This is a genomic window from Cognatishimia activa (assembly GCF_026016445.1).
Taxonomy (GTDB): domain Bacteria; phylum Pseudomonadota; class Alphaproteobacteria; order Rhodobacterales; family Rhodobacteraceae; genus Cognatishimia; species Cognatishimia activa_B.
Genome location: NZ_CP096147.1, coordinates 1,290,494 through 1,317,335, shown reverse-complemented (window position 1 = coordinate 1,317,335; position 26,842 = coordinate 1,290,494). Strand labels below are relative to the sequence as shown.

The following is a 26,842-nucleotide window of genomic DNA, read 5'->3' as shown; positions in this document are numbered from 1 at the left end:
CGCAAAGCTAAAAAGGTGACTAATGACCAGCCGTTTTTCCTTCGAATTGAAAGCCACCGATGGCAAGGCCCGGACCGGGGTGATTTCGACACCGCGCGGCGAGATCCGTACACCGGCTTTCATGCCTGTAGGGACAGCGGCAACTGTGAAGGCCATGATGCCAGAAAGTGTCCGCGCAACAGGCGCCGATATTCTTCTGGGCAACACCTATCACCTGATGCTGCGCCCAACGGCGGAGCGCATTGATCGCCTGGGTGGTCTGCACAAGTTCATGAACTGGGAGCGTCCCATTCTGACGGACTCTGGCGGCTTTCAGGTGATGTCGCTGGCTGGCCTGCGCAAACTGACAGAAAAGGGCGTAACCTTCCAAAGCCACATCGACGGCTCCAAACACGAGCTGACACCGGAACGCTCGATGGAAATCCAAAAGCTACTCGGTTCTGACATCGTCATGTGTTTTGACGAATGCCCTGCATTGCCCGCAGATCGGGACCAGATTGCTGAATCGATGCGCCTGTCGATGCGGTGGGCCCAGCGCAGTCGGGATGCCTTTGGGGATCGTCCCGGCCATGCTTTGTTTGGCATTCAGCAAGGTGGTCTTGAGGAAGATTTCCGCGAAGAAAGCGCTGAGGCGTTAAAAGAGATCGGCTTTGATGGATATGCTGTTGGTGGTCTGGCTGTTGGGGAAGGGCAGGAAGCCATGTTCTCCACTCTGGAATTCGCGCCGGATCAGCTGCCAGTCGATAAACCTCGGTATCTGATGGGCGTTGGCAAGCCTGATGACATCGTAGGCGCAGTGAAACGCGGCATCGACATGATGGACTGTGTTTTGCCGTCGCGTTCAGGTCGCACGGGGCAGGTTTTCACTCGCAACGGTGTTTTGAACATTAAGAACGCACGCCACGCTGACGATCCTCGACCATTGGATGAAAAATGCGGCTGCCCAGCGTGCCGGAACTATTCACGTGCCTACCTACACCATGTGTTCCGCTCTAATGAGATGATCTCGGGCATGCTGCTGACATGGCATAACCTGCATTACTTCCAAGATATCATGCAGGGCATGCGGGACGCGATTGCTGCAGGGACCTTTGAGGCCTGGGAAAAGGATTTCCACGCGGGGCGGGCGCAGGGTGATATTGAACCCTTTTAATGCTTCAACGGATAGCTCTGGTTAAGGCCCTATAACATTCCTTAATTCCGGGTGAATTCCAACAAATCCACTCTTGTGGTCCTCGTCACCAAAGGGCATGCTGAGGACAACAAAGAGGTGCGCGGGTTGAAACCCATGCCGAGCCGTACCAGATAGAAAACTCGAAAGAGGAGACAGCAAGTGTTGCCGCAAAGCGGGGCCGGGCTGTCTTGCCAAGAATAAGGACCGAGTATGCAAGAGCCACTCAATTCATCCTATCCCGTCCTACCACTGCGCGACATTGTGGTCTTCCCACATATGATTGTGCCGCTGTTTGTGGGCCGTGAAAAATCCGTCCGCGCGCTTGAAGAAGTGATGCAGGACGACAAACAAATCCTTCTGGCGAGCCAGATCGATCCGGCAGAGGACGATCCAGAAGCAGAAGGCATCTACCGCACCGGCGTTTTGGCGAACGTTCTGCAGCTTTTGAAGCTGCCAGACGGCACAGTAAAAGTGCTCGTCGAAGGTCAGGCGCGTGTGCAGATCAATGACTTCCTGGAAAACGATGTTTTCTTTGAAGCGACTGCTGAATATCTGAATGAAATTCCAGGCGATGCGACGACCATCGAAGCGCTGCTGCGTTCCGTTGGTGATGAGTTTGAACGCTACGCCAAGATCAAGAAAAACATACCTGAAGAAGCGCTGAGCGCGGTTTCTGAAACCGAAGAGCCTGCGCGATTGGCTGATCTTGTGTCTGGCCATCTGGGTGTGGAAGTTGATCAGAAGCAGGAACTTCTGGAAACGCTGTCAGTGTCTGAGCGTCTGGAGAAGGTCTTTGGCCTGATGCAGGGCGAAATGTCCGTGCTGCAGGTTGAGAAAAAGATCAAAACCCGCGTGAAATCGCAGATGGAGAAGACCCAGCGCGAGTACTATCTGAATGAGCAGATGAAGGCCATTCAGAAGGAACTGGGCGATGGCGAAGACGGTTCTGGTGAAATCCAGGAGCTGGAAGAAAAGATTGCCGCGACCAAGCTGTCTAAGGAAGCTAAGGAAAAGGCCGACGCTGAGCTGAAGAAGCTTAAGAACATGTCGCCGATGTCCGCGGAAGCCACAGTTGTGCGCAACTATCTGGATTGGATGCTTTCTATTCCGTGGGGCACCAAATCCCGCGTCAAAAAAGACCTGAACAAAGCGCAAGAGACGCTGGATCACGATCACTACGGGCTTGAGAAAGTCAAAGAACGCATCGTCGAATACCTTGCGGTTCAGCAACGCTCCAAGAAGCTGAAAGGCCCGATCATGTGCCTTGTTGGCCCTCCGGGTGTTGGTAAGACCTCTCTGGGTAAATCCGTGGCGAAAGCGACTGGTCGTGAGTTCATCCGCATCTCCCTTGGTGGTGTGCGCGATGAGAGCGAAATCCGTGGTCACCGCCGGACTTATATTGGCTCTATGCCAGGTAAGATCATTCAGGCACTGAAGAAGGCAAAGACGACTAACCCACTGATCTTGCTTGATGAAATCGACAAGATGGGTCAGGACTTCCGTGGCGATCCGGCCTCTGCGATGCTGGAGGTATTGGACCCAGAACAGAACAGCACCTTTGTGGATCACTACCTTGAGGTGGAATATGATCTCTCAAACGTCATGTTCCTAACCACCTCCAACAGCTACAACATGCCAGGTCCGCTTTTGGACCGGATGGAGATCATTCCACTGGCGGGTTACACCGAAGAGGAAAAGGCTGAGATCGCGCATCGTCACCTTATTCCGAAGCAGGTGAAGAACCACGGTTTGAAGGCGAAAGAGTTTGCTCTGGAACCAGAAGCGCTGCAGGAAATCGTACGCACTTACACGCGCGAAGCGGGCGTTCGAAACCTTGAACGTGAAATTGGTAAGATAGCGCGTAAGGCGATCACCAAGATCGTGCGCAAGCAGGCTGAAAGCGTGACTGTTACTGCGGATAACCTCGACGAATTCCTTGGGGTGAAGAAGTTCCGCTATGGTTTGGCTGAAAGCAAAGATCAGATCGGCGTTGTGACAGGGCTGGCTTACACCAGCGTGGGCGGTGATCTTCTACACATCGAAGCGCTGAAACTGCCGGGTAAAGGTCGCATGAAGACCACCGGTAAGCTTGGCGATGTGATGAAGGAATCCATCGATGCGGCAAGCTCTTATGTGCGCTCGATTGCGCCGGAGATCGGGGTGAAACCTCCGAAGTTCGATAAGATCGACATCCACGTGCACGTACCGGATGGCGCGACACCAAAAGATGGCCCATCTGCAGGTCTTGCGATGGTGACGTCGATTGTCTCCGTGCTGACAGGCATTCCGATCCGTAAAGACATTGCCATGACTGGTGAGGTCTCATTGCGGGGCAACGCGATGCCGATCGGTGGTTTGAAAGAAAAACTGCTCGCAGCATTGCGTGGCGGGATCAAAACCGTGCTGATCCCGGAAGAGAATGAAAAGGATCTGGCTGAGATCCCGGATAACGTGAAAGAAGGGCTGGAAATTATCCCTGTGACCCACGTTTCTGAAGTTCTTGAGCGTGCATTGGTTGCTAAGCCTGAGCCTATCGAATGGGATGAGGCGGCAGAAGAGGCCGCAGCTGCCGCTTTGAAAGCAGCTGACAAACCAGGTGCTGTCGCGCACTAAGTTATCCTGGACACACAAAAGAAAGGCGCTCTGAACAGAGCGCCTTTTTTCATGTCATGTGATTTGATTGATCAGTTGTCTAAAGCGGCCCAAAGCATCGCAATGGTCATGATCGCCATCACAGTTGCGGCCTCATTGCCGCTAGAAGAAGCATCTGCTTCGATAACGGGTGCTTCGATCACTGGATCAGCCATGCCTCCTGCGATGGCAGGTGATGTCGCGGCGACAATCGCCAGAATTGCAACAATAGTTTTCATTGTGTCCCCCACAATTAAATGAACTCGTTAAGTATTCCTGATGCTGGCCTCGGATTTTGGCCCCTTAAAGTCAAGGACACAGAGGCCCAGGCGTTCAGTGCATGGATTTATGTTGCCCGTTCACCGCAAAAACCGTGATGCCACATTGACCAGAGAAGAGAGGCAACGCATCTTCGAAGCATGAGTTTTGCCAATAACATGAGCCGTTTACCGCGGCCGTTCGATCAGGAAATCGCGGATGATCTGTCTGATCAACTGACCATTGTCGACGGAGAGATAAAACCTCTTCTGATCGGAGTGGGTGCCAGCAGTCCCTATCTGCGTGGATTACTTCTTAAGGAGCAAACCTGGCTGGAACCTGCTCTGGATGATCCTGATCAGGCTGTAACTGATTTATATGCGGAGCTGAAAGAGGTTGCCCCAGATGCGTTAAGCCATGCATTGCGACAGGGAAAACGACGGATCGCATTGATCACAGCTCTGGCGGATATCGCTGGTGTTTGGACGTTAGAGAAGGTCACAAGCACACTCACAGATTTCGCTGATCTTTCCTGTCAAATCGCGCTGGAAGCCATGGTGGCGAAAGAAATCGCGCGCGGAAAGCTTCCTGGCGCAACCGAAGACGATATCGCTGAGGCCGGGGGCATGGTGGCACTGGCGATGGGCAAGATGGGTGCTCATGAGCTTAACTATTCCAGTGACATCGACCTGATCTGTCTGTTTGATGAGACGCGCTATGACCGTGACGACTTTCACGATGCGCGCGCCTCATTGGTGAGGGCAACCCGGCGTGCGATGGCCTTGCTCAGTGACATCACTGGTGAGGGCTATGTGTTCCGCACGGACCTGCGCCTCAGACCTGATCCGGCCGTCACACCTGTCTGTCTCGCGATGGAAGCGGCGGAACGCTACTACGAAAGCCTTGGTCGCACCTGGGAACGGGCAGCATATATCAAAGCGCGCCCTGCCGCGGGTCACAAAGAGGCGGGCGCGAAGTTTCTAAAAACGTTGAGACCTTTCGTTTGGCGTAAGCATCTGGATTTCGCGACCATTCACGAAGCCCATGATATGCGGCTAAGAATACGTGAACACAAAGGCTTAGGCGGCAAAGTTGAACTTGCAGGCCACAATATGAAACTAGGGCGCGGGGGCATTCGAGAGATCGAGTTTTTCACCCAAACCCGTCAGCTGATTGCCGGTGGTCGAGACCCAGAATTGCGAGGTCGGGAAACCGTTTCCTCACTGAAAAAACTCGCGGACAAAGGCTGGGTAAAGCCCGAGGTGGCCGATCAGCTATCCGAACACTATCGTGCGCATCGTGAGGTCGAACATCGCATTCAAATGATCAACGATGCCCAGACTCATGACCTTCCAAAGACCGAAGAAGGACTGGAACGCATTGCCTGTTTGATGGGCCGCAATCTAGCGGAACTGAAAGCCGAATGGCGTGATCGCATTGAAGAGGTACACCGGCTGACCGAGGATTTCTTTGCGCCGGATATGATGGCGCCAAAGGAGGTCGAACAGGGGTATTCATTTGATGAAGAGGTGATCGCCCGCTGGAATACCTATCCGGCACTTAGATCATCGCGTGCTGTTGAAATTTTCAATCGACTGCGACCAGAGTTGCTGCGCCGGTTGTCTGAGGCTGCGAAGCCAGATGAAGCGTTGATTGCGCTTGATGGGTTTCTGGCGGGGCTACCTGCAGGTGTTCAGGTCTTCTCTCTCTTTGAGGCCAACCCGCAACTTGTTGATTTGCTTGTTGATATCTTTGGTACATCGCCCGCACTGGCGCGCTATCTTTCTCGTAACGCCTCTGTGCTGGACGGCGTATTAGGTGGATCGTTCTTCTCTGATTGGCCAAGCGTAGATGAATTAACGGCTGATCTAACAAAACTCCTGAGCGCTGAGAGCGACTATGAGCGCCGTCTGGACGCTTCTCGGCGCTGGATGAAAGAGACGCACTTTCGCATTGGCGTGCATCACCTGCGCGGCTTGATCAACGGTATTCAGGCCGGTCAGCAGTATTCTGACCTTGCAGAGGCGGTTCTGAGCGGATTGTGGCCCTCGGTGCTAGAGCAGTTCTCGGCCAAGCACGGCCCAATGCCAGGCCGCGGTGCCATGGTGCTGGGCATGGGATCATTGGGGGCGCAACGCTTGAATGCCTCATCTGATTTGGACTTGATCGTCATCTATGACGCCGATGGCGTGGATTTCTCCGACGGGCGACGGCCATTGGCATCGCGTGCCTATTATGCGCGGCTTACTCAAGCTCTGGTGACAGCTGTGACTGCTCAGATGTCTGAGGGGCGCCTTTATGAAGTCGACATGCGCCTGCGCCCAAGCGGAACGCAGGGACCGGTTGCAACCTCCATAGTGTCTTTCACCGATTACCAGCGAAACCAAGCCTGGACTTGGGAACATCTTGCATTGACGCGGGCGCGTCCGGTGGCAGGCACAGAAGAGTTGATGCAGGAAATCGAGGTTTTCCGGCAGGAATTGATTGCCCAGCCATCAGATGAATCAAAGATTCGAACAGATGTTTTGGAAATGCGCGAACGTATTGCGGCGGCCAAATCACCTGAAGGGGTGTGGGATGCCAAAATCGGCACGGGGCGGCTTCAAGATATCGAACTGACTTCGCAAGCAGCGGCGTTGCTAACTGGAAATGCCTCTCGCGATGTGGCTGAAAGCCTACGCCACGGCTTGGCTTCCAAATGGTGTTCTGAACAGGAATATGACGATTTGTCAGAGAGTTATAATCTGCACCGAACACTACAGGTCGCAACGCGGCTTTTAGGAGAAAAGGCGCTTGATCCTGAAGCCATCGGGGCAGGCGGTGTGGCCTTTATACTGCGCGAAACAGGTGCGGAATCCTTCGCTTCCTTACAAGACCAATTGACCGAATCCGCAACCCGTGCCAGCAAAGCAATCGACCATATGTTGGCGCGACCCTTTAGCGGATAATTCTATGAACCAAGACATCAATGACCCGAAGGGTCTGATCCGAGAGAGCTACAATATCGAAGGCATCGATGCGTCCCAGTGTCGATCTATCTTCATGGATTGGGCTCTTGGTACCGATGACCCGACCCAAGCAAAAGCGCAGATCGAAGCGTTGCTGGCGAAGTATGAACCAGATCACCCGGATCATCCTATGACCGAAGTGCTGCGTGAAGGAACTTCAAACAAGATGGGTGCATCTGACGGAGCACGCAGAACCGGACGTCGTCGGCGTTAATCGCTTTTCACCGGATCAGCTTGCCTGTAGGAGGGCCACATGACTGATCTGCCCATTGTTCGCCTAAAACCCAAAGCCAATGCTCGTGCCATACGCCATGGATTTCCATGGGTCTATGAAAACGAGTTGGTGACTGACCGCCGCACCAAAAAACTGGACGCGGGAAATCTCGCAGTTCTGGAGGATGCAGAGCGTCGTCCAATGGGGCTGGTGGCGGTCAATTCAAACAGCAAGATCATTTGCCGGATGCTCGATCGAAATCCGGAAGCGGTGATCAATCAGGCTTGGTTTGAAGCGCGGTTTGCGAAAGCGCTTGCGATGCGAGAGCGCCTTTATGAAGCTCCATTTTATCGTTTGGTCCATGCTGAGGCTGACGGGCTTCCGGGCGTGGTGATTGACCGATTTGGCGACACATGCGTTGTACAACCCAACGCCGCTTGGGCGGATGCTTTGATTGAACCGCTGACCGCAGCTCTCGCAGCGATAACCGGCGTTCGTAATATCCTGAAAAACGCCTCTGGCCGGGCGCGCACCTTGGAAGGATTAGACGAAGAAAACGCGGTGCTTCTTGGTTCAGCGCCAAGCGAGCCTCTTCCCGTCATCATGAACGGCGCGACCTATATGGCGGACCTGACAGGTGGTCAGAAGACAGGTCTCTTCTTTGATCAACGCGCCAACCATGGTTTTGCAGCGCGTCTCAGCAATGGCGCACGCGTGCTGGATGTCTTCTCCCATGTAGGCGGCTTTTCCTTGGCGGCTCTCGCTGGCGGAGCATCCTCTGCGATGGCGGTTGATGGCTCGGCTGCTGCCTTGTCATTGGCCGAACAAGGAGCGGTAGCAGCTGGCGTTGCGGATCGTTTCTCAACCCGCAAAGGAGATGCTTTTGCGGTTCTGGAAGCCCTCGCTGAAGAAGGTCAAAAGTATGATGTTGTCATCTGCGACCCACCGGCCTTTGCGCCAAATAAACCAGCGCTTGAGAAGGGCTTGCGCGCCTATGAGCGTGTGGCGCGTATGGCGGCTCCTTTGGTGGAAGAGGGCGGCTATCTAGGCCTCTGTTCGTGTTCTCACGCCGCTGAACTCTCGCTTTTCCGCAATGCTTCTGCGCGTGGCATTGGGCGAGCAGGTCGTCGAGGTCAATTGATCCACACTGGCTTTGCCGGACCTGATCATCCCCTGATGCCGCAGCTGGCCGAAAGCGGCTACCTTAAGGCTTTGTTCTTCCGCCTATGAAGCTCTTGCTCGACACCTGTGTGATTTACCCAACCGTGATGCGGGAGGTGTTGCTGGGTGTTGCCAAGGCTGGGGCGTTTGAGCCGCTCTGGTCTGAACGTATCTTGGAAGAATGGGCGCGTGCGGCGCGTAAAATCGGCCCGACCGGCGAAGCACAGGCGCGGGGTGAAATTGCGTTGGTAAGAGCCGCTTGGCCTAAGGCAAGCATCAATTATCGACCAAGCACCGAAGCGCGGCTCTATTTGCCGGATGAAGCGGATATCCATGTTCTTGCCGCCGCGATTGATGGTCATGCCGATGCGATTGTGACGGTTAATACGAAGGATTTTCCCAAACATATTCTCGCAGAAGAAGGTTTGGAACGTTTAGGGCCAGACGAGCTGCTGCGCGGGGTTTGGGAGCGAGAACCGGAGATGGTGGCAGAGGTTGCTGAGCGCATCCGTCAAGAAGCGTGTCGCCTGTCTGGGAAAGATTGGGAAACGCGTGGGCTGTTGAAAAAGGCGCGATTGCCAAAATTGGCGAAGGCTTTGAGTTACAAATCGTAGGCCGGTTTGAAGTCCGGCCTACGATTTCGTTACGCCGTACCCCATTTCTGCTCAAGATTTTCAATCGCCTTGATGCGCTCATCCGTTTTTGGGTGGCTCATCAACCAAGCCGGAATGGAGCCCGCGCGGTTCGCAGTCAACGCTTCGAGTTTGAGGAAGAGACTTTTCTGCGGCTCTGTCCCAATACCAGATTTAGTCAGTAGTGCCGCTGCATATTCATCCGCTTCATACTCGTCCCCACGCGACAGGCGCGCCGCCAGCAGGGTCGTCAGCGCATTTGCGATCCAAACCCCAACAAAGGGAATAAATCGCGTCAGAACCATCGCTAGCGCCGTGCGCAGGGCATTCTGGCCTGAGAAATCGATCATCCGACGGCGGGAGTGACCCAGGGCGACATGACCTAGTTCATGGGCAATGACACTGGCCAGTTCTTCCTTGCTGACCTCACCATTTGCGTATTTGCGATAAAACCCACGGGTGATGAAAATCCGGCCATCAGGTGCCGCCAGCCCGTTCACTGGATCAATCTCATAGATATGCACACGGATGCGTGGCAGCTCTAAAGCCGCAGCCATACGGTCAATCAGCTTTTTCAGCCCCGGATCAGCGAGTTCCGTGGATTGCTCATCCAAGGTACGCGCTGTGCGCCAAGCAGAAAAGCGATACATCACAAGGGCATAAAGGATCGCCAGCAGGATCGGTGTGAACTTCAGCATGCTTTAGGATATGGGGCTGAGACCGCAGCGGGTCAACCGCTGGTTTGGGCGATCTGTTTGCGACGGTTGTGATAAAGCCAAGCACCGGTGCCAAGCATCGTCATGCCGCCAGCCAAAACACCCAGCGCACTGCCCGCCAAATCCGCAGCCATTGTTAGATTATCTGCAAATCCATAGCCGAGACCCACATAGATGCTGACCCAGGTTGCTTCTCCAAGCGCGCCAGCAATGACAAATGGCATCCAGTGCATCGCTGTTGCCCCAGCTGTGAAATTCACATATGGGCCGAGCGGTGAAAACAGCCAGCGGCTCAGGTAGACACCAATCGCGCCGCGGTGCTCCAGAATGCCTTCGGCTTTGGAAAGCAATTTGCTGCGTTTGGGGTGACCATGCATGAAGTGGTAAATCCGTGTACGCGCTTTGCCTCCAATGAGGTATCCGGTCGCGTCGCCTGCGACCGCCCCCAATAGAGCAGCTCCAATTACAGAAACGGCCTGCATATCGCCTGTGGCCACAAATGCCCCGCTGGTGAGCATCAGTAGTGACGAAGGTATAGGAACGGCCAAGCAACTGAAGAAGGTCACAAAAAACAATAGAGCAGGGCCATAGTCGGCGAGGTATATGATCAGCGTTTCGGTCATTTTGCCTGATCCAAAAACGCATTCACCTCTTCAATGACTTCGGCGACCGAAACACCTTTCGCTTCGGCGATGCGCTTCAATGTCGGGCGACCTTTGACATCATCGCGCGTGATACCCAGGTGATCCCTGAGCGCACGGTTATCTATATCCCACGAATGGGAGATATATGCGGGCGTCATCCAACCGGCAGGTGGTTGGTTACGATGTTCTGGATCAGCCCAATAGATGGCCCCGGCGATCAGTTGAAACGCAAAGAAAAGCGTAGCAACTGTTGCTAGGACAAATCCGGTACCAGCAATTGGATGTCGTTTAAAAAGCGCGAGCATAAGTTTCCCTGCAAAGCCATTAAGCCTTTAACGCAGAAGTAGCCGCATTCCGTCGTCCAAACCAGATAAAGTCATCGGGACCATGCGATCCTCAAAAATCTCGCGGATCATGCCAATGGAATGGGTATAATCCCAATGGCCGTCTGGTACCGGATTAATCCAGAGATTGTCAGGCCACTGTTCTCGCGCACGTTCAAGCCATGTCTGACCCGGCTCTTGGTTCCAATGTTCATTGGCACCACCTGCATAGGCGATCTCATATGGCGACATGGATGCGTCTCCCACAAAAATACATTTGTAGTCAGACCCATAGGTGCGCAGCACGTCCCAGGTGGACGTCTGGTCATTCCAGCGTCGCGCATTGTCACGCCAAACGCCTTCGTAAAGGCAATTGTGGAAGTAGAAATATTCAAGGTGTTTGAACTCTGCGCGGGCGGCGGAAAAGAGCTCTTCCACCACCTTGATATGCGGATCCATTGAACCGCCAACGTCGAGGAATAAAAGCACTTTTACAGCATTGCGCCGTTCCGGGCGGGTTTTAACATCCAGATAGCCATGCTCAGCAGTTGAGCGGATGGTGCCATCCAGATCAAGCTCATCAGCGGCCCCATCACGCGCCCAACTGCGCAGACGTTTCAGAGCGACTTTGATATTGCGGGTGCCAAGCTCAACACTGTCATCCAGATTGCGAAACTCGCGTTTGTCCCAGACCTTCACCGCGCGCTTATGGCGGCTTTCTTTCTGGCCTATGCGCACACCTTCGGGATTATATCCATAAGCGCCAAAGGGGCTGGTACCTGCGGTTCCGATCCACTTGTTGCCCCCTTGGTGACGCCCTTCCTGTTCTTTCAGACGTTCCTTCAGGGTTTCCATCAGCTTGTCAAAGCCACCGAGAGATTCAATCTCGGCCATCTCCTCTGGGCTGAGGTGTTTCTCAGCCATCTTACGCAGCCAGTCCTCGGGGATGTCCACGGCGTTCAGCACATCATCCGCAGAAAGGCTTTCCAGCCCCTCAAAAGTTGCCGCAAACGCGCGGTCAAACTTGTCGAGGTTACGTTCGTCTTTCACCATGGCGGTACGCGCCAGGTAGTAAAAGACCTCTGTATCGTATGTCGCGATGCCGGTTTTCAGCGCTGCCAGAAAACTCAGATACTCACGCAGCGAGACAGGCACGCCAGCGGATCTAAGGTTTTCAAAGAGCGGCTGAAACATCGGATCAGAGGAAGTTTTTTTCGATGATCAGCGTCAGGATAAAGCCAGCGACAGCAAAGGCGATCCCGTAGCCCGCAGCATAGTGCAGGATGTCTGCGGTTTTGCCGTTTCGGCGTTTGGCTGTGATTGCGCCAATGAGAATGCCAATAAGGCCAGTGATCAGATACATCGTCAGTTTGTCCTGTTGTTCGCGTTGAGCAAGGCAATTTCACGCTGCTTTGCTCGCACAATCCATTCCGGGCCGAAGCCGTATCGCGCCCATCCAAGACTGTCCAGATGCGCGGCCTGGGCTGCTGCGGTTTGTCCCAAGGCAGCATGCGCTTCGGCTTTGATCATCAATAGCGTGGAGAGGTGAATGGCGTTCTGGTACTTGCGCGCATCTGGAATGCGCAGATCCACGATACGCAGAGCGGTCTGTGGGTCTCCGCTTGCCAAAGCAAAGGCCGCGAGAGGCGCAGCAACAGCCGCGCGATGCGGGCCGTCAGGCGCACTGCCACGAAAATATTGATCGGCCAACTGGTAGTGTCTGTTGGAAAGGTCCGGGTCCCTGAGCTGCTGAACGCGCGCAAAGATATAGTGGCTGAAGGCGCGACGATGGTCCGTCCATCCTTTGTTTTGAGCGATCGCCAGCGTATCTCGTGCCGCGGCGAGACGTCTGCCTGATGTGCCCGTTGGGCCAAGCGCGCGTTGCACAGCATTGATCCAGGCCCGATCGGTTCGGCTTCGTGGTGCAATGCGGTTATGTTGACCTTGTGGGTTAAGGCGATCCAGAACCGCAGGCAATCGCTCCGCGACTTCAAGTTGGGTCATACCGTTGCGGATGCTCGGATCGTAATATGCCCTGAGGATCAGCATATCAAAACCCGTGAGAACCGCGTGGAAGTTGTCGTCGTTAAAGACGCTGTCATCTAGCCGATAGAGATCATTTAGCGGCCCAAGCGCTTGCGCAAGCTCTTCGTGCAGACAATCCCGCATGTCCTGAGGGCTGGTGTCATAAGGCAGGAAGATTGCAAGACGCTCGCGATTTTGAAGACCAGCCCAATCCGTGCGGGCGGCACCGCGCGCACGGCGATATTCTCCGATCGATGTGACGTTGGGCACGACAAAACATGCCGCATGGGGCAGGGCGCGTTTTATCTCGCTTTTGGCCACGGCTTGGATCGTGATATTGGCCGACCCCTGACGCACCTGACGGATATCAATGCCCGCCTCAGCGCGTAACCGCGCCAACAACTGCGACAGATCTGACCTTAAGAGTGCGCTCGTTCGGCCTTCCAGTCTGACCGTGATAGGGCCTTCAAATTTCGTGAGAAATTGCAAGGGACGCCCAGATTCCAATGCAAAGCTGAGATCTAGGAAATCGCGCGCGATATCTGCGTTGGAGCGTGATGGCAGCGCAGCAGGCTGCGCCTGAAATGCCTTCACCGGTGGCAGAGTTGTTTCAGCCAGCGTTGCGCGCGTCGGGTGCGCGGTATTCGTTGTTTGAACCCCACAGGCCATCAGAAGCGCAAGCGCCCCGAGGCCACAGAGTATTCTGACCTTGAGAATCACCGGCCAGACCGCGCCATAAAGGCCAGACGTTCAAAGAGATGCACGTCTTGTTCGTTTTTCAGCAGCGCACCATGCAATTTTGGCAGCGCATTTGCGCCATCGCGTTTCAAATCTTCGGGAGCGAGGTCTTCCGCCAAAAGCAGCTTTAACCAGTCAATCACCTCAGAAGTGGACGGTTTCTTCTTTAAGCCGCGGGTTTCGCGGATTTCGTAAAATTGCGTCAAGGCCGCTGTCAAAAGCAGATCTTTAATGCCCGGATGATGCACTTTCACGATGGCCTTCATCGTCTCTGCATCCGGGAAGTTGATGTAGTGAAAGAAACAGCGCCGCAGGAAGGCATCTGGCAGTTCTTTTTCATTGTTTGAGGTAATGATGATGATCGGGCGTTGCTTGGCCTTGATGGTCTCACCGGTCTCATAGACGTGAAACTCCATCTTATCGAGTTCCTGCAACAGATCGTTCGGAAACTCGATGTCGGCCTTGTCGATTTCATCGATCAAAAGCACTACTTTCTCTTCCGCTTCAAAGGCTTCCCAGAGTTTGCCTTTGCGGATGTAGTTCGCCACATCATGCACACGCTCTTCACCCAACTGGCTATCGCGCAACCGGCTGACGGCATCGTATTCATAAAGACCTTGTTGTGCCTTCGTGGTAGATTTGATGTTCCACTCAATCATGCGCAGCCCAAGAGCCGAGGCGACCTGTTTCGCAAGCTCGGTTTTCCCGGTCCCCGGCTCGCCTTTGACCAGCAATGGGCGCTCTAGTGTCACAGATGCGTTTACAGCAACCGTCAGGTCTGCTGTGGCCACATAATCCTGCGTGCCTTCAAATTTCATTTTATCGCGCCTCATCATGGTATTAGCCGATCTCTGGCAGGGGGCAACCTAGCCCGAAGGTCTTTTCACTTCAATGCCGTCACTTCAGGTAGTGACAATTCGCTATCACTGCGATACATCCTGCGCAGTTTAGGGGGTTCAGGTCTGTTGAGTTTAAGACCTCAGGCTTGTACCGCGATGAGGGAGCGGAAATGAAAGCTGAAGTTTTCCTGCCGGAAGATTACCGTCCTGCAGATGACGAACCGTTTATGAACGACCGTCAAATTGAATATTTTCGACGTAAGCTGATTGATTGGAAAGAAGAACTTCTGGCGGGTAGCCGGGATACAATCGAAGGCCTGCAAGACAACACACGCAATATTCCTGACATTGCCGACCGCGCCAGCGAAGAGACCGACCGGGCTCTGGAACTGCGCACTCGCGATCGTCAGCGCAAGCTGGTTGCCAAGATTGATTCTGCTCTGCGCCGGATCGATGAAGGTGAGTACGGCTACTGTGAAAAGACTGGCGACCCGATTTCGCTGAAACGTCTTGATGCACGTCCGATTGCAACCATGACGCTGGAAGCACAGGAACGCCACGAGCGCCGGGAAAAAGTGCACCGCGACGATTGATTGCTGTGACTTTACTGAATGACCAAGACCGCCGGCCTTTTGCGCTGGCGGTTTTGCTTTGAGAGGGGTGAAGATGAGTCTTTTGGGCATGAATATTGGCGTTCTCGGAGGAGGCATCGGCGGTCTCACTGCAGCCTTGGCACTGGCGCAACGCGGTGCGCAGGTGACGGTGCTAGAGCAGGCGGATGCAATCAGCGAGGTTGGCGCAGGTATTCAGGTCAGCCCAAATGGATTCTGCGTTCTGAAGGCTCTGGGTCTAGCAGAGGAAATTCGCAAGACCTGTCTCAAGGCTGAGGCGGTTGAGCTGAATGACTATAAGGCCGGACGCTTGGTCACCCGTCTGGACTTGGGTCTTTTGGACGATGATCAAGAGTATTTCTTTGTCCATCGTGCTGATTTAATTGATATTCTTTCCAAGGCATGCCGTGAATCTGGTGTTGAAATTCGGCTTTTGCAGAAAGTGGCATCTGTCACTCCCGGAGAAAAGCCGCGCGCGAGTATGGCTAATGGGGATACATTCACGGCTGATCTGATCATCGGCGCTGACGGGCTGCATTCGATCACGCGACAGGCCTTAAACGGTACATCAGCCCCATTTTTCACCCGACAAACTGCCTGGCGCGCTACTGTGCCCAACAGCATGGGGCATCCCAATGTCGCGCAGGTTCACATGGGGCCAAAAAGGCATTTGGTCAGCTACCCACTGCGTGGCGGTGAGTTGGTTAATCTTGTTGCTGTGCAAGAGCGTATGGATTGGGTTGAGGAAGGCTGGAGCCATCGCGACGACCCAGACAACCTGCGTGCGGCCTTTGCAGATTTTGGCGGCGACGTGCCCGCGCTTTTGCGCGAGGTGACAGATGTTGGTCTATGGGGTCTCTTTCGCCACCCAGTTGCGCAGAAATGGTGGGGAGAAAACACCGCCATACTGGGGGATGCGGCACATCCAACGCTGCCATTTATGGCGCAAGGCGCGGTGATGGCGATGGAAGATGCTTGGGTGCTGGCAGAAAGCCTTGCAGGCACCGAGGCTGTTACGTCTGGTTTGGCTCTTTATCAGTCAAAACGTCACGAAAGATGCTCGAGGATCGTGGTACAAGCCTCTGGTAATGCATGGAAATACCACCTATCGGGCTTGCCTATGAGAATGGCGGCTCATACTGGCATGAGACTTCTCGGAGCGCTCGCACCTAAGAAGATGATGGGTCAGTTTGATTGGATTTATCGGTTTGATGTGACTGGCGCAGACTAGTTGTCCTGGTTTTTGCGATACTGGATGTAAAACAGCAGAACCACCAGAAATGGAAAGACCAAATAGAGATAGATCAAAGCGGCTGTATTCAGGGTCAATAGGGTTTCAGCAATCGAAGTATCAATGCCGTATGTTGAACTCTTGCTGCAATCAAAGGCCAAAGCTTCGCCTTTGACACATTCAGCTTTTTCTAGCCGTTCTACTGACCACCTGCGTGACATTAGAATAGTCACGATTCCAAGTAGGCTCAGCGGCATGAACGCTGCAAGCAACCGGTTCCTTAAGAAGAAAAAACAATAGACACTCAGCGCAAGCATTGAGAGCGGCCAAATAAAGACGAAGAAATACAAAACCATGATTTTATCGCCTTAACGCAGTTTCTAAGGAACAATTAGAAATTAGGCCGCCAACTCAACCCAAACCGGCACGTGATCTGACGGTTTTTCCCGACCACGGACTTCCTTGTCGATCTGACAATCTACCAGCAGGTCCGCGCATTGCGGGGACAGCAGGAAGTGGTCGATGCGAATGCCATCATCGCGGTTCCACGCTCCCGCCTGATAATCCCAGAACGAATAATGCTCTGGCCCAAAGGTGCGGGCGCGGAAGGCTTCCGTGAAGCCCAAATTCAACAGACGTCGATAGGCGGCGCGGCTTTCTGGGCGGGCAAGAGCGTCCTCTTGCCAGGCCTCTGGGCGACGCGCGTCTTCGTCTTGCGGGATGATGTTATAATCCCCAGCCATCAAAAACGGTTCTTCGCTTTCCAGAAGATTCTCCGCATGAGCCTGCATGCGCTCCATCCAGGCAAGTTTGTAGTCATACTTTGGCCCCGGTGTCGGATTTCCGTTTGGCAGATAAAGTCCACAAACCCGAATAGGCGTTTCGCCCATCACAGTGGCCTCAATCCAACGCGCCTGTTCGTCGCTCTCATCTCCCGGTAGACCACGGGTCACGTCTTCCAAAGGCAATTTCGACAGGATCGCCACACCGTTAAAACTTTTTTGCCCGTGCGTTTCGACGCGGTAGCCGCGATCTTCAAAGATCTCGCGTGGGAAAGCTTCGTCTACTGACTTGATTTCCTGCAATAAAACCACATCAGGCTGGGCTTCATCCAGGTAATCGGGCAGGGCGTTGATCCGGGCTTTGATGCCGTTGATATTGAAAGTCGCGATTTTCATGCGGTGACTATGGCGCTATCAAGGGGCGCGCTCAACCCGAATTCAGGTGCCATGATGAAATACTTTGCCGAACAGAAAATTGACCTGCACCGTGATCGGGTTGTGGAACTTTTGACCGATCACCGGTATCGGCGTCACTGGCAGCCGGGGTTTCAGAGCATGGAGCCTTTGGATGGGGAACCCGGCACTGTCGGCGCAACAAGCTTGCTGAATTTTAAAGTCGGAGATCGCCCCTTTGAGATGATCGAAACGATCCTCGCGAAGGATATTCCCTATTCTTATATGGTATCTTACGTCTCTGATCAGTCGGCGAGTATTTCTCGCAACAGTTTTGAAGAAACCGAGGATGGCGGCACCCTCTGGCGTGTTGAACTCGAAATGAAACTCAAGGGCCTTTACGGGTTGCTAGCGATGTTGCGCCCGGCATCTTTCAAGATGCAGACGCAGGCTTTGATGAAATCTTTCGCAGATTACGCAGCGCGATAAGGCTTACATCGAGAAACTGGTGCCGCAGCCACAAGAGCTGCTCGCATTTGGGTTTTCGATGACAAACCGCGCACCAATCAGCTCTTCGCTGAAATCAATGACGGCATCTGCCAGGAACGGCAGAGAAATGCTGTCGACAACGACTTTTTCGCCTTGGCCTTCCAGCACCAGATCATCCTCGGCAGGGGCGTCCAGTTTGATTTCATATTGAAAGCCGGAACAGCCGCCACCCTCAACAGCAATGCGCAAAGCCTGCCCTTGATCGCTTGCTCCAATTTCGGCAAGACGTTCAAAGGCGCGGTCCGTTACTTTCGGCGGCAATTGCATTTTGTCACTCCTGACAGGCATTTGGGCGGTTGCACCCAAGGGTTGTTCGACGCAGTGTGCAATATAAGTTGCCAATAAGCAGGCCACAAGGACAAGCGTGATGATTGCAGATTTTGCCTCAGACCCGGAGCGTGCACGTGGTCGGCGTGTTGCGGAAGAAGAGAGCGCTTTTCGGTCCTGCTTTCAACGTGATCGAGACCGGATCATCCATTCCAGCGCTTTTCGCCGCTTGAAACACAAAACCCAAGTATTTGTGGAACATGAGGGCGACTATTTTCGCACACGCCTCACTCATTCAATAGAGGTTGCTCAGGTTGCTCGGACAATTGCCGGCTCACTTGGGTTGAACCAGGAACTGACCGAGGCCGTGGCCTTGGCGCATGATTTGGGTCACACGCCCTTTGGTCACACGGGTGAAGATGCGCTGCATGAGCTGATGGCACCCTATGGCGGATTTGATCACAATGCGCAGGCTGTGAAGATTGTGACCTCGCTAGAACGACATTACGCGGAGTTTGATGGGCTGAATCTGACATGGGAATGCCTTGAGGGTATCGCAAAACACAATGGTCCGGTTTTGGGGGTGATCCCATATGCGCTTGCTGAATATGTTGAGCTGCACGATCTGGAGTTGCACACCCACGCGAGTGCCGAGGCGCAGGTTGCGGCATTGGCTGATGACATCGCTTACAACAATCACGATCTGCAGGATGGGCTGCGAGCGGGTTTGTTTACGGAAGCTGATATTCAAAAACTGCCGGTGATTGGCGAAGCCTTTGCAGAAGTTGACAGTCGTTATCCCGGCCTCAGTCAGAACCGGCGTAAGCATGAGGCGTTGCGGCGTGTCTTTGGCGTGATGGTGGCGGATGTGATCGACACGTCGCGCGGGCTACTGAAAGACAGCGGAGCAACGTCGGTTGAGGACATCCGCGGTTTCGGCGCACCCGTCATTGCTTTCTCAGACGGTTTCATCGAACAGCTGAATGTCATCCGTAAGTTCTTATTTAGCCAAATGTACCGTGCGCCTTCGGTGATGGAGAAGCGCGCGCAGGTCACGAAAGTCGTCGAGGCGCTTTTCCCGCTCTTTATGGAGCGCACGGATTTACTGCCTCTCACGTGGCAGGATGATGTTAAGCAGCTTCCAGACGAAACGGCGATCGCTCGCAAAGTCTCTGATTACATTGCTGGAATGACCGATCGGTTTGCATTGATGGAATATGAGCGCCTGCTCGGAGAGAAGCTTCCGCTCTAGCCCCTATATAAAAGGCTTACACCGAATTATCACTGTTCCTTTGGTCTGGCTTCAGGTAAGCCGCAGAGATGGAGATTTTCGCGGACAAGACGGTGTTCATCGCAGGGGCTGCGACCGATTTGACCTGGCGTTTGATGCCAGTTCTGGAGCGTGCCGAAGCGCGGGTCATTCTGATGGATGTGGACGCTGATGAGCTCATGGCAATGGCGCAAAAGGGTCCATCTTTGATTGAACCTCTTCCCGTTGGTCATCTGGATGCGAAAACCTGCACCTTTGTTGGCGATATCTGGGGTGAAGAACCGATCGATGTTTTTCTTGACCTTATCGCTCTGTCAGATGCCGGAAAGCCGCTGCAACGCCTTGAAACCTGCAAAGCAATGCTGGCGGCCTTTGAGCCTGCCTTGATGTCCGCAGATGGGGGTGTCATTTCGATTATCCCCAAGAGCCACCCTAAGGATGACGTCGCGACCCAGGTTGCAGAATCTGGGCAATTGAAGCTTGCCGAGACTCTGGGTGATAAATGGGCGCGCTGGCGGGTCACCTATAATGTACTGCGGCCAGAACAGGGGGCCTCGGCCTCTTCTATGGCGAAGGCTGTAAGTGTTGCCGTTCAGGCAGGTTGGGACAATTTTACAGGCGTACACATCCCAATTGCTTCTGCGGCGCATTGACGGGCGCGCTGGCGGTGGTAAACCGCCTGCAAAGCATAAGGACGTAATCGATGAACCTGTTTTCTGAAATCCGTGGTCTGGTGATCGAGCAATTGACCGCTTTGCAGGGCGAGGGCGCGCTGCCGGAAGGTTTGGATTTCACCAATGTTGCCGTGGAGCCACCACGTGACGCTGCCCATGGTGACATGGCCACGAATGCTGCGATGGTGCTGGCGAAGCCTGCCAAGATGAAACCGCGCGACATTGCAGAGGCGCTGGCGGCGAAACTGGCGGCGGATGCACGTGTGGAGACGGCCGAAGTGGCAGGTCCGGGCTTTTTGAACCTGCGTCTCGCGCCAGTTCTGTGGCGTGATCTGGTGAAAGCGGTTCTGGAAGCAGGCAATGGCTTTGGCCGGTCTCAGATGGGGCAGGGCAAGAAGGTGAACGTGGAATATGTCTCTGCGAACCCAACCGGTCCTTTGCACGTCGGTCACACCCGTGGCGCAGTCTTTGGGGACGCATTGGCGTCTCTGCTGGATTTCGCAGGCTATGACGTCACCCGTGAATATTACATCAACGATGGTGGCGCGCAGGTCGATGTGCTCGCGCGTTCTGTTTACCTGCGGTATCTCGAAGCGCACGGCCAGGAGGTTGCGTTTGAGGATGGTACCTATCCGGGTGATTATCTGATCCCGGTCGGCGAAGCCCTGAAGAATAAAGTCGGCGATGCCTACGTAGGCCAGGACGAAAGCGTGTGGCTTGCAGAAGTGCGGGAGTACGCGACCGAGCAGATGATGGATCTGATCCGGGCTGATCTGAAACAACTAAACATCGAGATGGATGTCTTCTATTCGGAGAAGTCACTTTACGGCACAGGCCGTATTGAAGCGGCGCTGAAGTCATTGGAAGACAAAGGTCTAATCTATGAAGGTGTGCTGGAGCCACCAAAAGGCAAAAAGCCTGAGGATTGGGAACCACGGGAGCAAACCCTGTTCCGCTCTACCGATCATGGTGATGACGTTGACCGTCCTGTGAAGAAATCCGATGGCTCCTGGACCTATTTCGCGCCTGACATTGCCTATCACTATGACAAGGTGTCTCGCGACTTTGACCTGCTGATCGACATCTTCGGGGCAGACCACGGGGGTTACGTCAAGCGGATGAAAGCGGCTGTGTCTGCGCTATCTGATGGCAAGACGCCAATTGATATCAAGCTGACCCAGCTGGTGAAGCTCTTTAAAAACGGTGAGCCGTTCAAGATGTCCAAACGGGCAGGCACCTTCGTGACCCTGCGTGATGTGGTGGATCAGGTTGGCTCTGACGTTACACGCTTTGTGATGCTGACCCGCAAAAACGACGCGCCGCTGGATTTTGATTTCGATAAGGTTCTGGAGCAATCCAAGGACAACCCGGTGTTCTACGTGCAATACGCCCATGCGCGGGTGTGTTCAGCGGTCAAGAAAGCCGCGGAAGCGGGTATCGATGTTGCTGATGCAACGATCGCGGCGGCTGATCTGTCCAAATTGGCTGATCCGGCAGAGATCGCGGTTGCAAAGAAAGTGGCTGAATGGCCACGTCTGGTTGAGATCGCAGGCCGGACCAACGAACCGCATCGCGTGGCCTTCTACCTCTATGAACTCGCAAGCGAACTGCACAGCCTTTACCACACAGGTAAAGACAAGCCTGAGCTGCGCTTTGTTCAGGAAGATAATGCTCAAGCCACACAGGCGAAAATCGCCCTAGCGCGCGCCGTCGCCATTGTTATTTCCGCAGGACTTGGTATCTTGGGGGTAACTCCGGCACAAGAGATGCGCTAAAGCACAAGACGTCGGGGTTGAGGCAATGGCAACAAACCCCGACGATTTTACGCGTCGGATCCGGGTTTTGGTTCTGAGTTCCTGTGGAAGTCAGTCCTGAAATCGAAAACGAGGCGAGCATGGCACAAATCCCGATGAACGGTTCCGCTCCGCAGGCAGGGTCCCCTCAGATTGTGGGTAGTCTGGCCAATTGGGCTGGTGCGGTTGTTTCCCTTGGATTGATCCTTGGAGCCGGTGTTTGGGGCTACAAGCTTCTTGTACGTGACGTAACCGGTGTTCCTGTCGTGCGCGCCATTGAAGGTCCAATGCGCGAGCAACCAGTTGATCCCGGCGGACAGCAGGCAGCTCATCAGGGTCTTGCAGTCAATAGCGTGGCCGCAGAAGGCACAGCTGCCGCGCCTGCAGACCGCTTGGTGCTTGCGCCACCTCCGATTCAACTGAATGACACTGACGAGCCAGCGGCTGGTACAGATGTGGCGGTTACCGCGCCGCCAGTTTCTGAAGAGACAACCGTTGCAGCGGCGCCAGAAGCGATTTCTGCGCCTCCTCCGATACAACCGGGTGATGTAGATGCGCTGGTGAACCAGATCGTAGCTGACGCAACGCCTTTGACCGAGCTAGAGCCAGTTGCTGAACCAAAGCCCGAAGCAGCAGTCGCCGTTGTAAAAGAAGGTTTAGGCACATCTTTGCGGCCTAAGCTGCGCCCATCTCAATTCAGTGCGCCTGCACCGGTAGAGGTTGTGGCCTCTGTTTCCGTTGATGTTGCACCAGAAACTCTGCCAGCCGGCACACGTCTTGTCCAACTGGGCGCCTATGCAAGCCCAGATATCGCTCGCGCTGAATGGGACAAGCTGCAAACCAAATTTGGCGACTATCTCGGCGACAAGAAACGAGTCGTGCAAAAGGCCACCAGTGGCGGGCGGACATTCTATCGCCTGCGCGCGATGGGCTTTGCCGATCTAAGCGATGCGCGTCGTCTCTGTTCCGCGCTAAAAGCTGAAAACGCTGACTGTATTCCGGTGGTTACCCGTTGACCCAGCAGGCAAGCCGCTTTGGTGCGACGATCCTTGGCTGTGAAGGCTTGGCTCTGACCTCATCTGAACGCACCTTCTTTGCTGAGGCAAAGCCCTTTGCTTTCATCCTGTTCAGCCGAAACATTGACAATGCAGATCAAATCCGCGCGCTTTGCGACCAGCTTCGCGAAGCGGTTGGCTATGACGCTCCAATCCTAATTGATCAGGAAGGTGGCCGTGTTCAGCGTTTGCGAGAGCCCCTGGCACGCGAATGGCTGCCACCCTTGGATCAGATCGAAAGGGCAGGAAAGAATGCCGCGCGCTCGATGTATCTGCGATCTCGCATTCAGGCGCATGAACTGCGCGCGCTTGGCATCGATTGTAACTGTGCTCCGCTGGTGGATGTCGCAACTGAAAGCACACATCCATTCTTGAAGAACCGGTGCTATGGCTTTGATCCAAAATCGATTTCCGAGATTGGCCGTGCCGTGAGTGACGGACATTTGGATGGTGGTGTACTGCCGGTTTTAAAGCACATTCCCGGTCATGGGCGCTCCGTTGTGGATAGCCATCTCGATCTGCCACGTGTCTCAGCCAGCGCGGAAGAATTGGAAGTTGATTTCGCGCCCTTCAAATCGCTGAATGACCTGCCGCTTGGGATGACTGCGCATTTGGTCTATGACGCTTTGGATTCCGTTCCAGCAACAATTTCTCCTGTTCTGATGGGGATAATCCGGGAAAAGATCGGTTTTGACGGGCTGATCATGACCGATGACATCTCGATGGAAGCCCTAGATGGCACCATGACAGAGCGCAGTGCTGCCTCCATCGAGGCGGGCTGCGATGTGGTTTTGCACTGTAACGGCGATATGGCTGAGATGCAGGATGTTGTTGCCGCCAGCGGAATGATGACCGAGGCTGCGCAAAAGCGCGCTGTGGCAGCGTTAGACGCGCGAAAAGCCCCCAAATCTGTTGACATTGATGCGCTGACAACGGAGCTTGAAAGCTACTTGAGCGGGTAGGGTATGACAGACGATTTCATCGAACAGGCAAAGCGAGAGGCGGTTGCAGACCGTCTGGCGGCTGAGGCCCTGATCGTTGATGTTGATGGCTTTGAAGGCCCGCTAGATCTGTTGCTGACGCTTTCACGCACGCAAAAAGTCGATCTTCGTAAAATATCTATCCTCCAGCTTGCGCGTCAGTATTTGGCCTTTGTGGAAAAGGCCAAGCAGCTGCGGATTGAACTAGCGGCTGATTACCTTGTTATGGCGGCCTGGCTCGCCTTCCTCAAATCTCGACTACTACTGCCACCAGACCCGGAAGAAGAAGGGCCAAGTGGCGAAGAGCTTGCGGCGCACCTAGCGTTCCAATTGGAGCGGCTTCAGGCCATGCGCAATGCTGCGGCACAACTGATGGCGCGGGATCGATTAGGACGCGACTTCTTTGCGCGCGGCATTCCAGAAGATGTCACCAAAACCAAGATTGTGACCTATACGGCGACCCTTTTGGATTTGATGCAGGGTTATGCCCGATTGAAAACAAAGGATGAATTCCGCCCCTTTGTTATGGATCGGGATTCTGTTTTCACCTTGGAAGAAGCACTTGATCGCATGCGTGGGCTGATCGGTTACGCTGGCACCTGGACGGATATTCTCAGCTACCTGCCTGAGGGCTGGGAAACAGACCCCAAACGCCGCCGCTCTGCGACAGCAGCCACCTTTGCGGCCTCCTTGCAGCTTGCCAAGGAAGGCAAGGTTCACCTTCGCCAAGACGGCACATTCGGCAAAATCGAATTACGACAAAAAGAGAATGACCATGGCTGACCAGAGCGATCAGACACAGGAACCGCAGGAAGAAAGCCTTTTTGAAGCACCGCCCATGGGGGAGCAGGAGCGAATGGTCGAAGCCATACTTTTCGCCAGTGCTGAGCCTGTGACCGTGAAAGAACTTAACGGGCGTATGCCTCATGGGGCTGATGCGGCAGAGGCTTTGGTGCATCTTAGAAAACGTTATGAAGGGCGTGGCGTGCGGGTCGTGAAAGTCGGGGATGCTTATGCGATCCGGACAGCGCCTGATCTGGGTTTTCTCATGCAGAAAGAACAGGTTGAGACGCGTAAGCTTTCGCGTGCTGCGATAGAAACGCTGGCGATCATTGCCTACCACCAGCCAGTGACACGGGCTGAGATAGAAGAAATTCGCGGCGTTTCGGTCAGTCGCGGCACGGTCGATCAGCTTTTGGATATGGAGTGGATCCGCTTTGGTCGTCGTAAAATGACCCCTGGCCGCCCCGTGACATTTGTTGTGACACAGCAGTTCCTGGACCAATTCGGCCTCGAAAGTGCACGTGATTTGCCGGGACTCAAAGAACTACGCGCAGCAGGACTTCTCGACAATCGTCTGCCACCGGGAACGCTGCCAACAACACCGGAAGATGAAGATCTTGCGGAAGAAACCGATGAAGGACAATCCGAGCTCTTTGAGGATTAACTCAGTTTTAACTTGCCGTTAAATTGCCGCATTTTACAGCTAAAAGACTGCGAAATGCAGGAAAAGGGCAGTTAAATGAACCAAATCGTCAATATGGTGCTGCGCCGGATTATGCGGCAATTGGTAAATCGCGGTGTGGATGCGGGCATCAATGCAGTTGCGACCAAGAAGGGCGGCAATGCTAAGAATGCTCCCAAACAGGACATGAAACGCGCCAAACAATCCATGCGGATGGTGCGCCGCGTTTCTAAATTTTAGGGCTTAAGCTGTTACGCCCGCTGTCTTTGCAGTGCGTCGTGCATAAAGTGTTTCACCGAGACCGATGATTGCGATGATCGCGGATGCGACGATGCATGCAACAAGTCCCCAGTTATCAAACAGCGGTCGATAGCCAAGCGTCGCGCCGAAGACGCAGAAGTACATCACAGATGAATTCAGCCCCATGATCGCACCACGCTGGCTCGGATCAAGGCGGGTAAGGCGATTGACGGTCATGTTGAGGCCAAAGTGGTTGATTAGACCCCATGCAAACATCAGCGCTGCAAAGCCTAAGTACCAATCCACAACATGATAAAATCCCGTCATCAGCAGGAAAACGGCCCCAAATATCGCGGCCAAAGCGCGACGTGGACCGATATTTTCAAAGTAGCGATCAAAAAACATCGCGAAACCAAATCCCAATCCATAGAGCAGGGTGTAAAGCCCTGCATCAGTGATCGGACGCCCCATGCTTTCTGTGATATGGGTGCCGAGGTAGTTATAGATACCATAGAAGCCCAGGCTGAACATACCGACGCTAAAGAGTGCCCCTGTGATGCCAGGAACCCGCATTGCACTGACGGGTGAAGTGATACGGTCTGACCGTGGAGCCTCTGGCAATCGGATGGCGTACATCAGAACCAGAACAGAGAAGATTGCGATGGCTAGAATTGCAAAGACCGCGCGCCAGCCAAAAAGCTCTGCGCCATAGGCGCTGAACGTAACACCGCCAACCATGGCCAAAGTCCAGCCGGTCAAAACTTTTCCAACCGTCTGAGCCTCTTGCCCGGGTGCAGCGATGACCGCCGCCATGGTGTAGATCGCCGGTAAGGCCATACCCACCCCGACGCCTGCAAGCGTCTGGCCTGCGATCAGCAGCTCTATATTCGGAGCTGCGGCAGTAATACCCAAAGCAGCCGTGACCAGGATCAATGCGTGTTTTAGCGTTGTATCCGCGCCGAAACGATCTGAGAGGGGGGCGAGAAACATCGCGGAAACCGCCACACCTGCGCCATAAGCACCGGCTGCTGTCATCACGTCTGCAGGGTTGCTGATCCCTAGTCCTGCCGCTACTTCCGCCGCGATCGGAGACAATATGAGTGAGTTCGCGCCGATCAAGCCGACGGCGATCATCAGAAGAAAAGTCATAACATTTCCTTCAAGTCAAA

Annotated in this window: 29 protein-coding genes; 17 read left to right on the top strand and 12 right to left on the bottom strand. The window is 54.2% G+C overall.

The features are described from left to right. Window positions 1–22 precede the first annotated feature (22 nt). Together tgt and lon are read left to right on the top strand one after the other, a co-directional pair. Window positions 23–1,153, top strand: a complete 1,131-nt coding sequence (gene tgt, locus M0D42_RS06460) for a tRNA guanosine(34) transglycosylase Tgt (RefSeq protein WP_265020773.1) — start codon at window positions 23–25, stop codon at window positions 1,151–1,153. Between the two features lie 231 nt (window positions 1,154–1,384). After that, window positions 1,385–3,787: an endopeptidase La gene (gene lon, locus M0D42_RS06455; RefSeq protein WP_265020772.1), complete on the top strand. Its 2,403-nt coding sequence runs from the start codon at window positions 1,385–1,387 to the stop codon at window positions 3,785–3,787. Window positions 3,788–3,858: 71 nt separating this feature from the next. Here lon and M0D42_RS06450 read toward each other — a convergent pair whose 3' ends face one another. Then, window positions 3,859–4,044 (bottom strand): hypothetical protein, encoded by a 186-nt coding sequence (locus tag M0D42_RS06450; RefSeq protein ID WP_265020771.1) that lies wholly within the window; start codon window positions 4,042–4,044, stop codon window positions 3,859–3,861. Between the two features lie 180 nt (window positions 4,045–4,224). Here M0D42_RS06450 and M0D42_RS06445 point away from each other — a divergent pair, with 180 nt between their 5' ends. From M0D42_RS06445 to M0D42_RS06430, 4 genes are read left to right on the top strand one after another with little or no spacing between them, the layout of a single operon-like run. Continuing rightward, entirely contained in the window at window positions 4,225–7,011 is a 2,787-nt protein-coding gene (locus M0D42_RS06445) for a glutamine-synthetase adenylyltransferase (protein WP_265020770.1), read from the top strand. Between the two features lie 4 nt (window positions 7,012–7,015). After that, window positions 7,016–7,285 carry a hypothetical protein gene (locus M0D42_RS06440; RefSeq protein ID WP_265020769.1) on the top strand — a complete coding sequence of 90 codons (270 nt, stop codon included), beginning with the start codon at window positions 7,016–7,018 and terminating at the stop codon, window positions 7,283–7,285. A gap of 39 nt (window positions 7,286–7,324) precedes the next feature. After that, entirely contained in the window at window positions 7,325–8,515 is a 1,191-nt protein-coding gene (locus M0D42_RS06435) for an RSP_2647 family RNA methyltransferase (RefSeq protein WP_265020768.1), read from the top strand. After that, entirely contained in the window at window positions 8,512–9,060 is a 549-nt protein-coding gene (locus M0D42_RS06430; protein WP_265020767.1) for an RSP_2648 family PIN domain-containing protein, read from the top strand. The genes M0D42_RS06435 and M0D42_RS06430 overlap by 4 nt, the downstream gene beginning before the upstream one ends. A gap of 29 nt (window positions 9,061–9,089) precedes the next feature. Here the strand turns inward: M0D42_RS06430 and M0D42_RS06425 are convergent, their stop codons facing one another. From M0D42_RS06425 to M0D42_RS06395, 7 genes are read right to left on the bottom strand one after another with little or no spacing between them, the layout of a single operon-like run. After that, window positions 9,090–9,776, bottom strand: a complete 687-nt coding sequence (locus M0D42_RS06425; protein WP_265020766.1) for a M48 family metallopeptidase — start codon at window positions 9,774–9,776, stop codon at window positions 9,090–9,092. A 32-nt stretch (window positions 9,777–9,808) separates the two neighbouring features. Beyond that, the gene (locus tag M0D42_RS06420) at window positions 9,809–10,417 is read right to left on the bottom strand and encodes a DedA family protein (RefSeq protein WP_265020765.1); all 609 of its coding nucleotides are present in this window, start codon (window positions 10,415–10,417) and stop codon (window positions 9,809–9,811) included. Further along, a complete protein-coding gene (locus tag M0D42_RS06415) occupies window positions 10,414–10,743 on the bottom strand; it encodes a hypothetical protein (protein WP_265020764.1) in 330 nt (109 codons plus the stop codon). The genes M0D42_RS06420 and M0D42_RS06415 overlap by 4 nt, the downstream gene beginning before the upstream one ends. Window positions 10,744–10,770: 27 nt before the next feature. Beyond that, window positions 10,771–11,955 carry a vWA domain-containing protein gene (locus M0D42_RS06410; RefSeq protein WP_265020763.1) on the bottom strand — a complete coding sequence of 395 codons (1,185 nt, stop codon included), beginning with the start codon at window positions 11,953–11,955 and terminating at the stop codon, window positions 10,771–10,773. Window positions 11,956–11,959: 4 nt separating this feature from the next. Continuing rightward, the gene (locus M0D42_RS06405; protein WP_265020762.1) at window positions 11,960–12,124 is read right to left on the bottom strand and encodes an apolipoprotein acyltransferase; all 165 of its coding nucleotides are present in this window, start codon (window positions 12,122–12,124) and stop codon (window positions 11,960–11,962) included. Window positions 12,125–12,126: 2 nt separating this feature from the next. Next, window positions 12,127–13,506 carry a DUF2927 domain-containing protein gene (locus tag M0D42_RS06400; protein WP_265020761.1) on the bottom strand — a complete coding sequence of 460 codons (1,380 nt, stop codon included), beginning with the start codon at window positions 13,504–13,506 and terminating at the stop codon, window positions 12,127–12,129. After that, the gene (locus M0D42_RS06395; RefSeq protein WP_265020760.1) at window positions 13,503–14,342 is read right to left on the bottom strand and encodes an AAA family ATPase; all 840 of its coding nucleotides are present in this window, start codon (window positions 14,340–14,342) and stop codon (window positions 13,503–13,505) included. Before M0D42_RS06395 ends, M0D42_RS06400 begins: the two co-directional genes overlap by 4 nt. A 191-nt stretch (window positions 14,343–14,533) precedes the next feature. On the opposite strand from M0D42_RS06395, the gene dksA reads away from it, so the two are divergent. After that, on the top strand, window positions 14,534–14,956 hold the full coding sequence (gene dksA, locus M0D42_RS06390; protein WP_265020759.1) for an RNA polymerase-binding protein DksA: 423 nt from the start codon (window positions 14,534–14,536) through the stop codon (window positions 14,954–14,956). A gap of 73 nt (window positions 14,957–15,029) precedes the next feature. Continuing rightward, window positions 15,030–16,205 (top strand): FAD-dependent monooxygenase, encoded by a 1,176-nt coding sequence (locus M0D42_RS06385; RefSeq protein ID WP_265020758.1) that lies wholly within the window; start codon window positions 15,030–15,032, stop codon window positions 16,203–16,205. On the opposite strand, the gene M0D42_RS06380 is transcribed toward M0D42_RS06385, so the two are convergent. Both M0D42_RS06380 and xth read right to left on the bottom strand, forming a co-directional pair. After that, entirely contained in the window at window positions 16,202–16,561 is a 360-nt protein-coding gene (locus tag M0D42_RS06380) for a hypothetical protein (protein WP_265020757.1), read from the bottom strand. The genes M0D42_RS06385 and M0D42_RS06380 overlap by 4 nt on opposite strands. 42 nt (window positions 16,562–16,603) lie before the next feature. Continuing rightward, window positions 16,604–17,383, bottom strand: coding sequence for an exodeoxyribonuclease III (gene xth, locus M0D42_RS06375; RefSeq protein WP_265020756.1), 780 nt, complete (start codon window positions 17,381–17,383; stop codon window positions 16,604–16,606). Between the two features lie 9 nt (window positions 17,384–17,392). Between xth and M0D42_RS06370 the strand changes: the two genes are divergently transcribed. Beyond that, window positions 17,393–17,869: an SRPBCC family protein gene (locus M0D42_RS06370; RefSeq protein ID WP_265020755.1), complete on the top strand. Its 477-nt coding sequence runs from the start codon at window positions 17,393–17,395 to the stop codon at window positions 17,867–17,869. Window positions 17,870–17,872: 3 nt separating this feature from the next. On the opposite strand, the gene M0D42_RS06365 is transcribed toward M0D42_RS06370, so the two are convergent. Then, window positions 17,873–18,196 (bottom strand): HesB/IscA family protein, encoded by a 324-nt coding sequence (locus M0D42_RS06365; protein ID WP_265020754.1) that lies wholly within the window; start codon window positions 18,194–18,196, stop codon window positions 17,873–17,875. Between the two features lie 100 nt (window positions 18,197–18,296). Between M0D42_RS06365 and M0D42_RS06360 the strand changes: the two genes are divergently transcribed. From M0D42_RS06360 to M0D42_RS06325, 8 genes are all read left to right on the top strand, one after another. Then, on the top strand, window positions 18,297–19,448 hold the full coding sequence (locus M0D42_RS06360) for a deoxyguanosinetriphosphate triphosphohydrolase (RefSeq protein WP_265020753.1): 1,152 nt from the start codon (window positions 18,297–18,299) through the stop codon (window positions 19,446–19,448). A 68-nt stretch (window positions 19,449–19,516) separates the two neighbouring features. Next, complete coding sequence (locus tag M0D42_RS06355; protein WP_265020752.1) at window positions 19,517–20,119, top strand: hypothetical protein; 603 nt, start codon at window positions 19,517–19,519, stop codon at window positions 20,117–20,119. A 50-nt stretch (window positions 20,120–20,169) separates the two neighbouring features. After that, entirely contained in the window at window positions 20,170–21,915 is a 1,746-nt protein-coding gene (gene argS, locus M0D42_RS06350) for an arginine--tRNA ligase (protein WP_265020751.1), read from the top strand. Between the two features lie 119 nt (window positions 21,916–22,034). Continuing rightward, on the top strand, window positions 22,035–22,949 hold the full coding sequence (locus M0D42_RS06345) for an SPOR domain-containing protein (protein ID WP_265020750.1): 915 nt from the start codon (window positions 22,035–22,037) through the stop codon (window positions 22,947–22,949). Beyond that, complete coding sequence (gene nagZ, locus M0D42_RS06340) at window positions 22,946–23,950, top strand: beta-N-acetylhexosaminidase (protein WP_265020749.1); 1,005 nt, start codon at window positions 22,946–22,948, stop codon at window positions 23,948–23,950. Before M0D42_RS06345 ends, nagZ begins: the two co-directional genes overlap by 4 nt. A 3-nt stretch (window positions 23,951–23,953) precedes the next feature. Beyond that, window positions 23,954–24,751, top strand: coding sequence for a segregation and condensation protein A (locus M0D42_RS06335; RefSeq protein WP_265020748.1), 798 nt, complete (start codon window positions 23,954–23,956; stop codon window positions 24,749–24,751). Further along, window positions 24,744–25,415, top strand: a complete 672-nt coding sequence (scpB, locus tag M0D42_RS06330) for an SMC-Scp complex subunit ScpB (RefSeq protein WP_265020747.1) — start codon at window positions 24,744–24,746, stop codon at window positions 25,413–25,415. The genes M0D42_RS06335 and scpB overlap by 8 nt, the downstream gene beginning before the upstream one ends. A gap of 75 nt (window positions 25,416–25,490) precedes the next feature. Further along, a complete protein-coding gene (locus tag M0D42_RS06325) occupies window positions 25,491–25,673 on the top strand; it encodes a hypothetical protein (RefSeq protein WP_265020746.1) in 183 nt (60 codons plus the stop codon). 3 nt (window positions 25,674–25,676) lie between these two features. Here M0D42_RS06325 and M0D42_RS06320 read toward each other — a convergent pair whose 3' ends face one another. Next, window positions 25,677–26,822 carry an MFS transporter gene (locus tag M0D42_RS06320; protein ID WP_265020745.1) on the bottom strand — a complete coding sequence of 382 codons (1,146 nt, stop codon included), beginning with the start codon at window positions 26,820–26,822 and terminating at the stop codon, window positions 25,677–25,679. Between the last annotated feature and the right edge of the window lie 20 nt (window positions 26,823–26,842).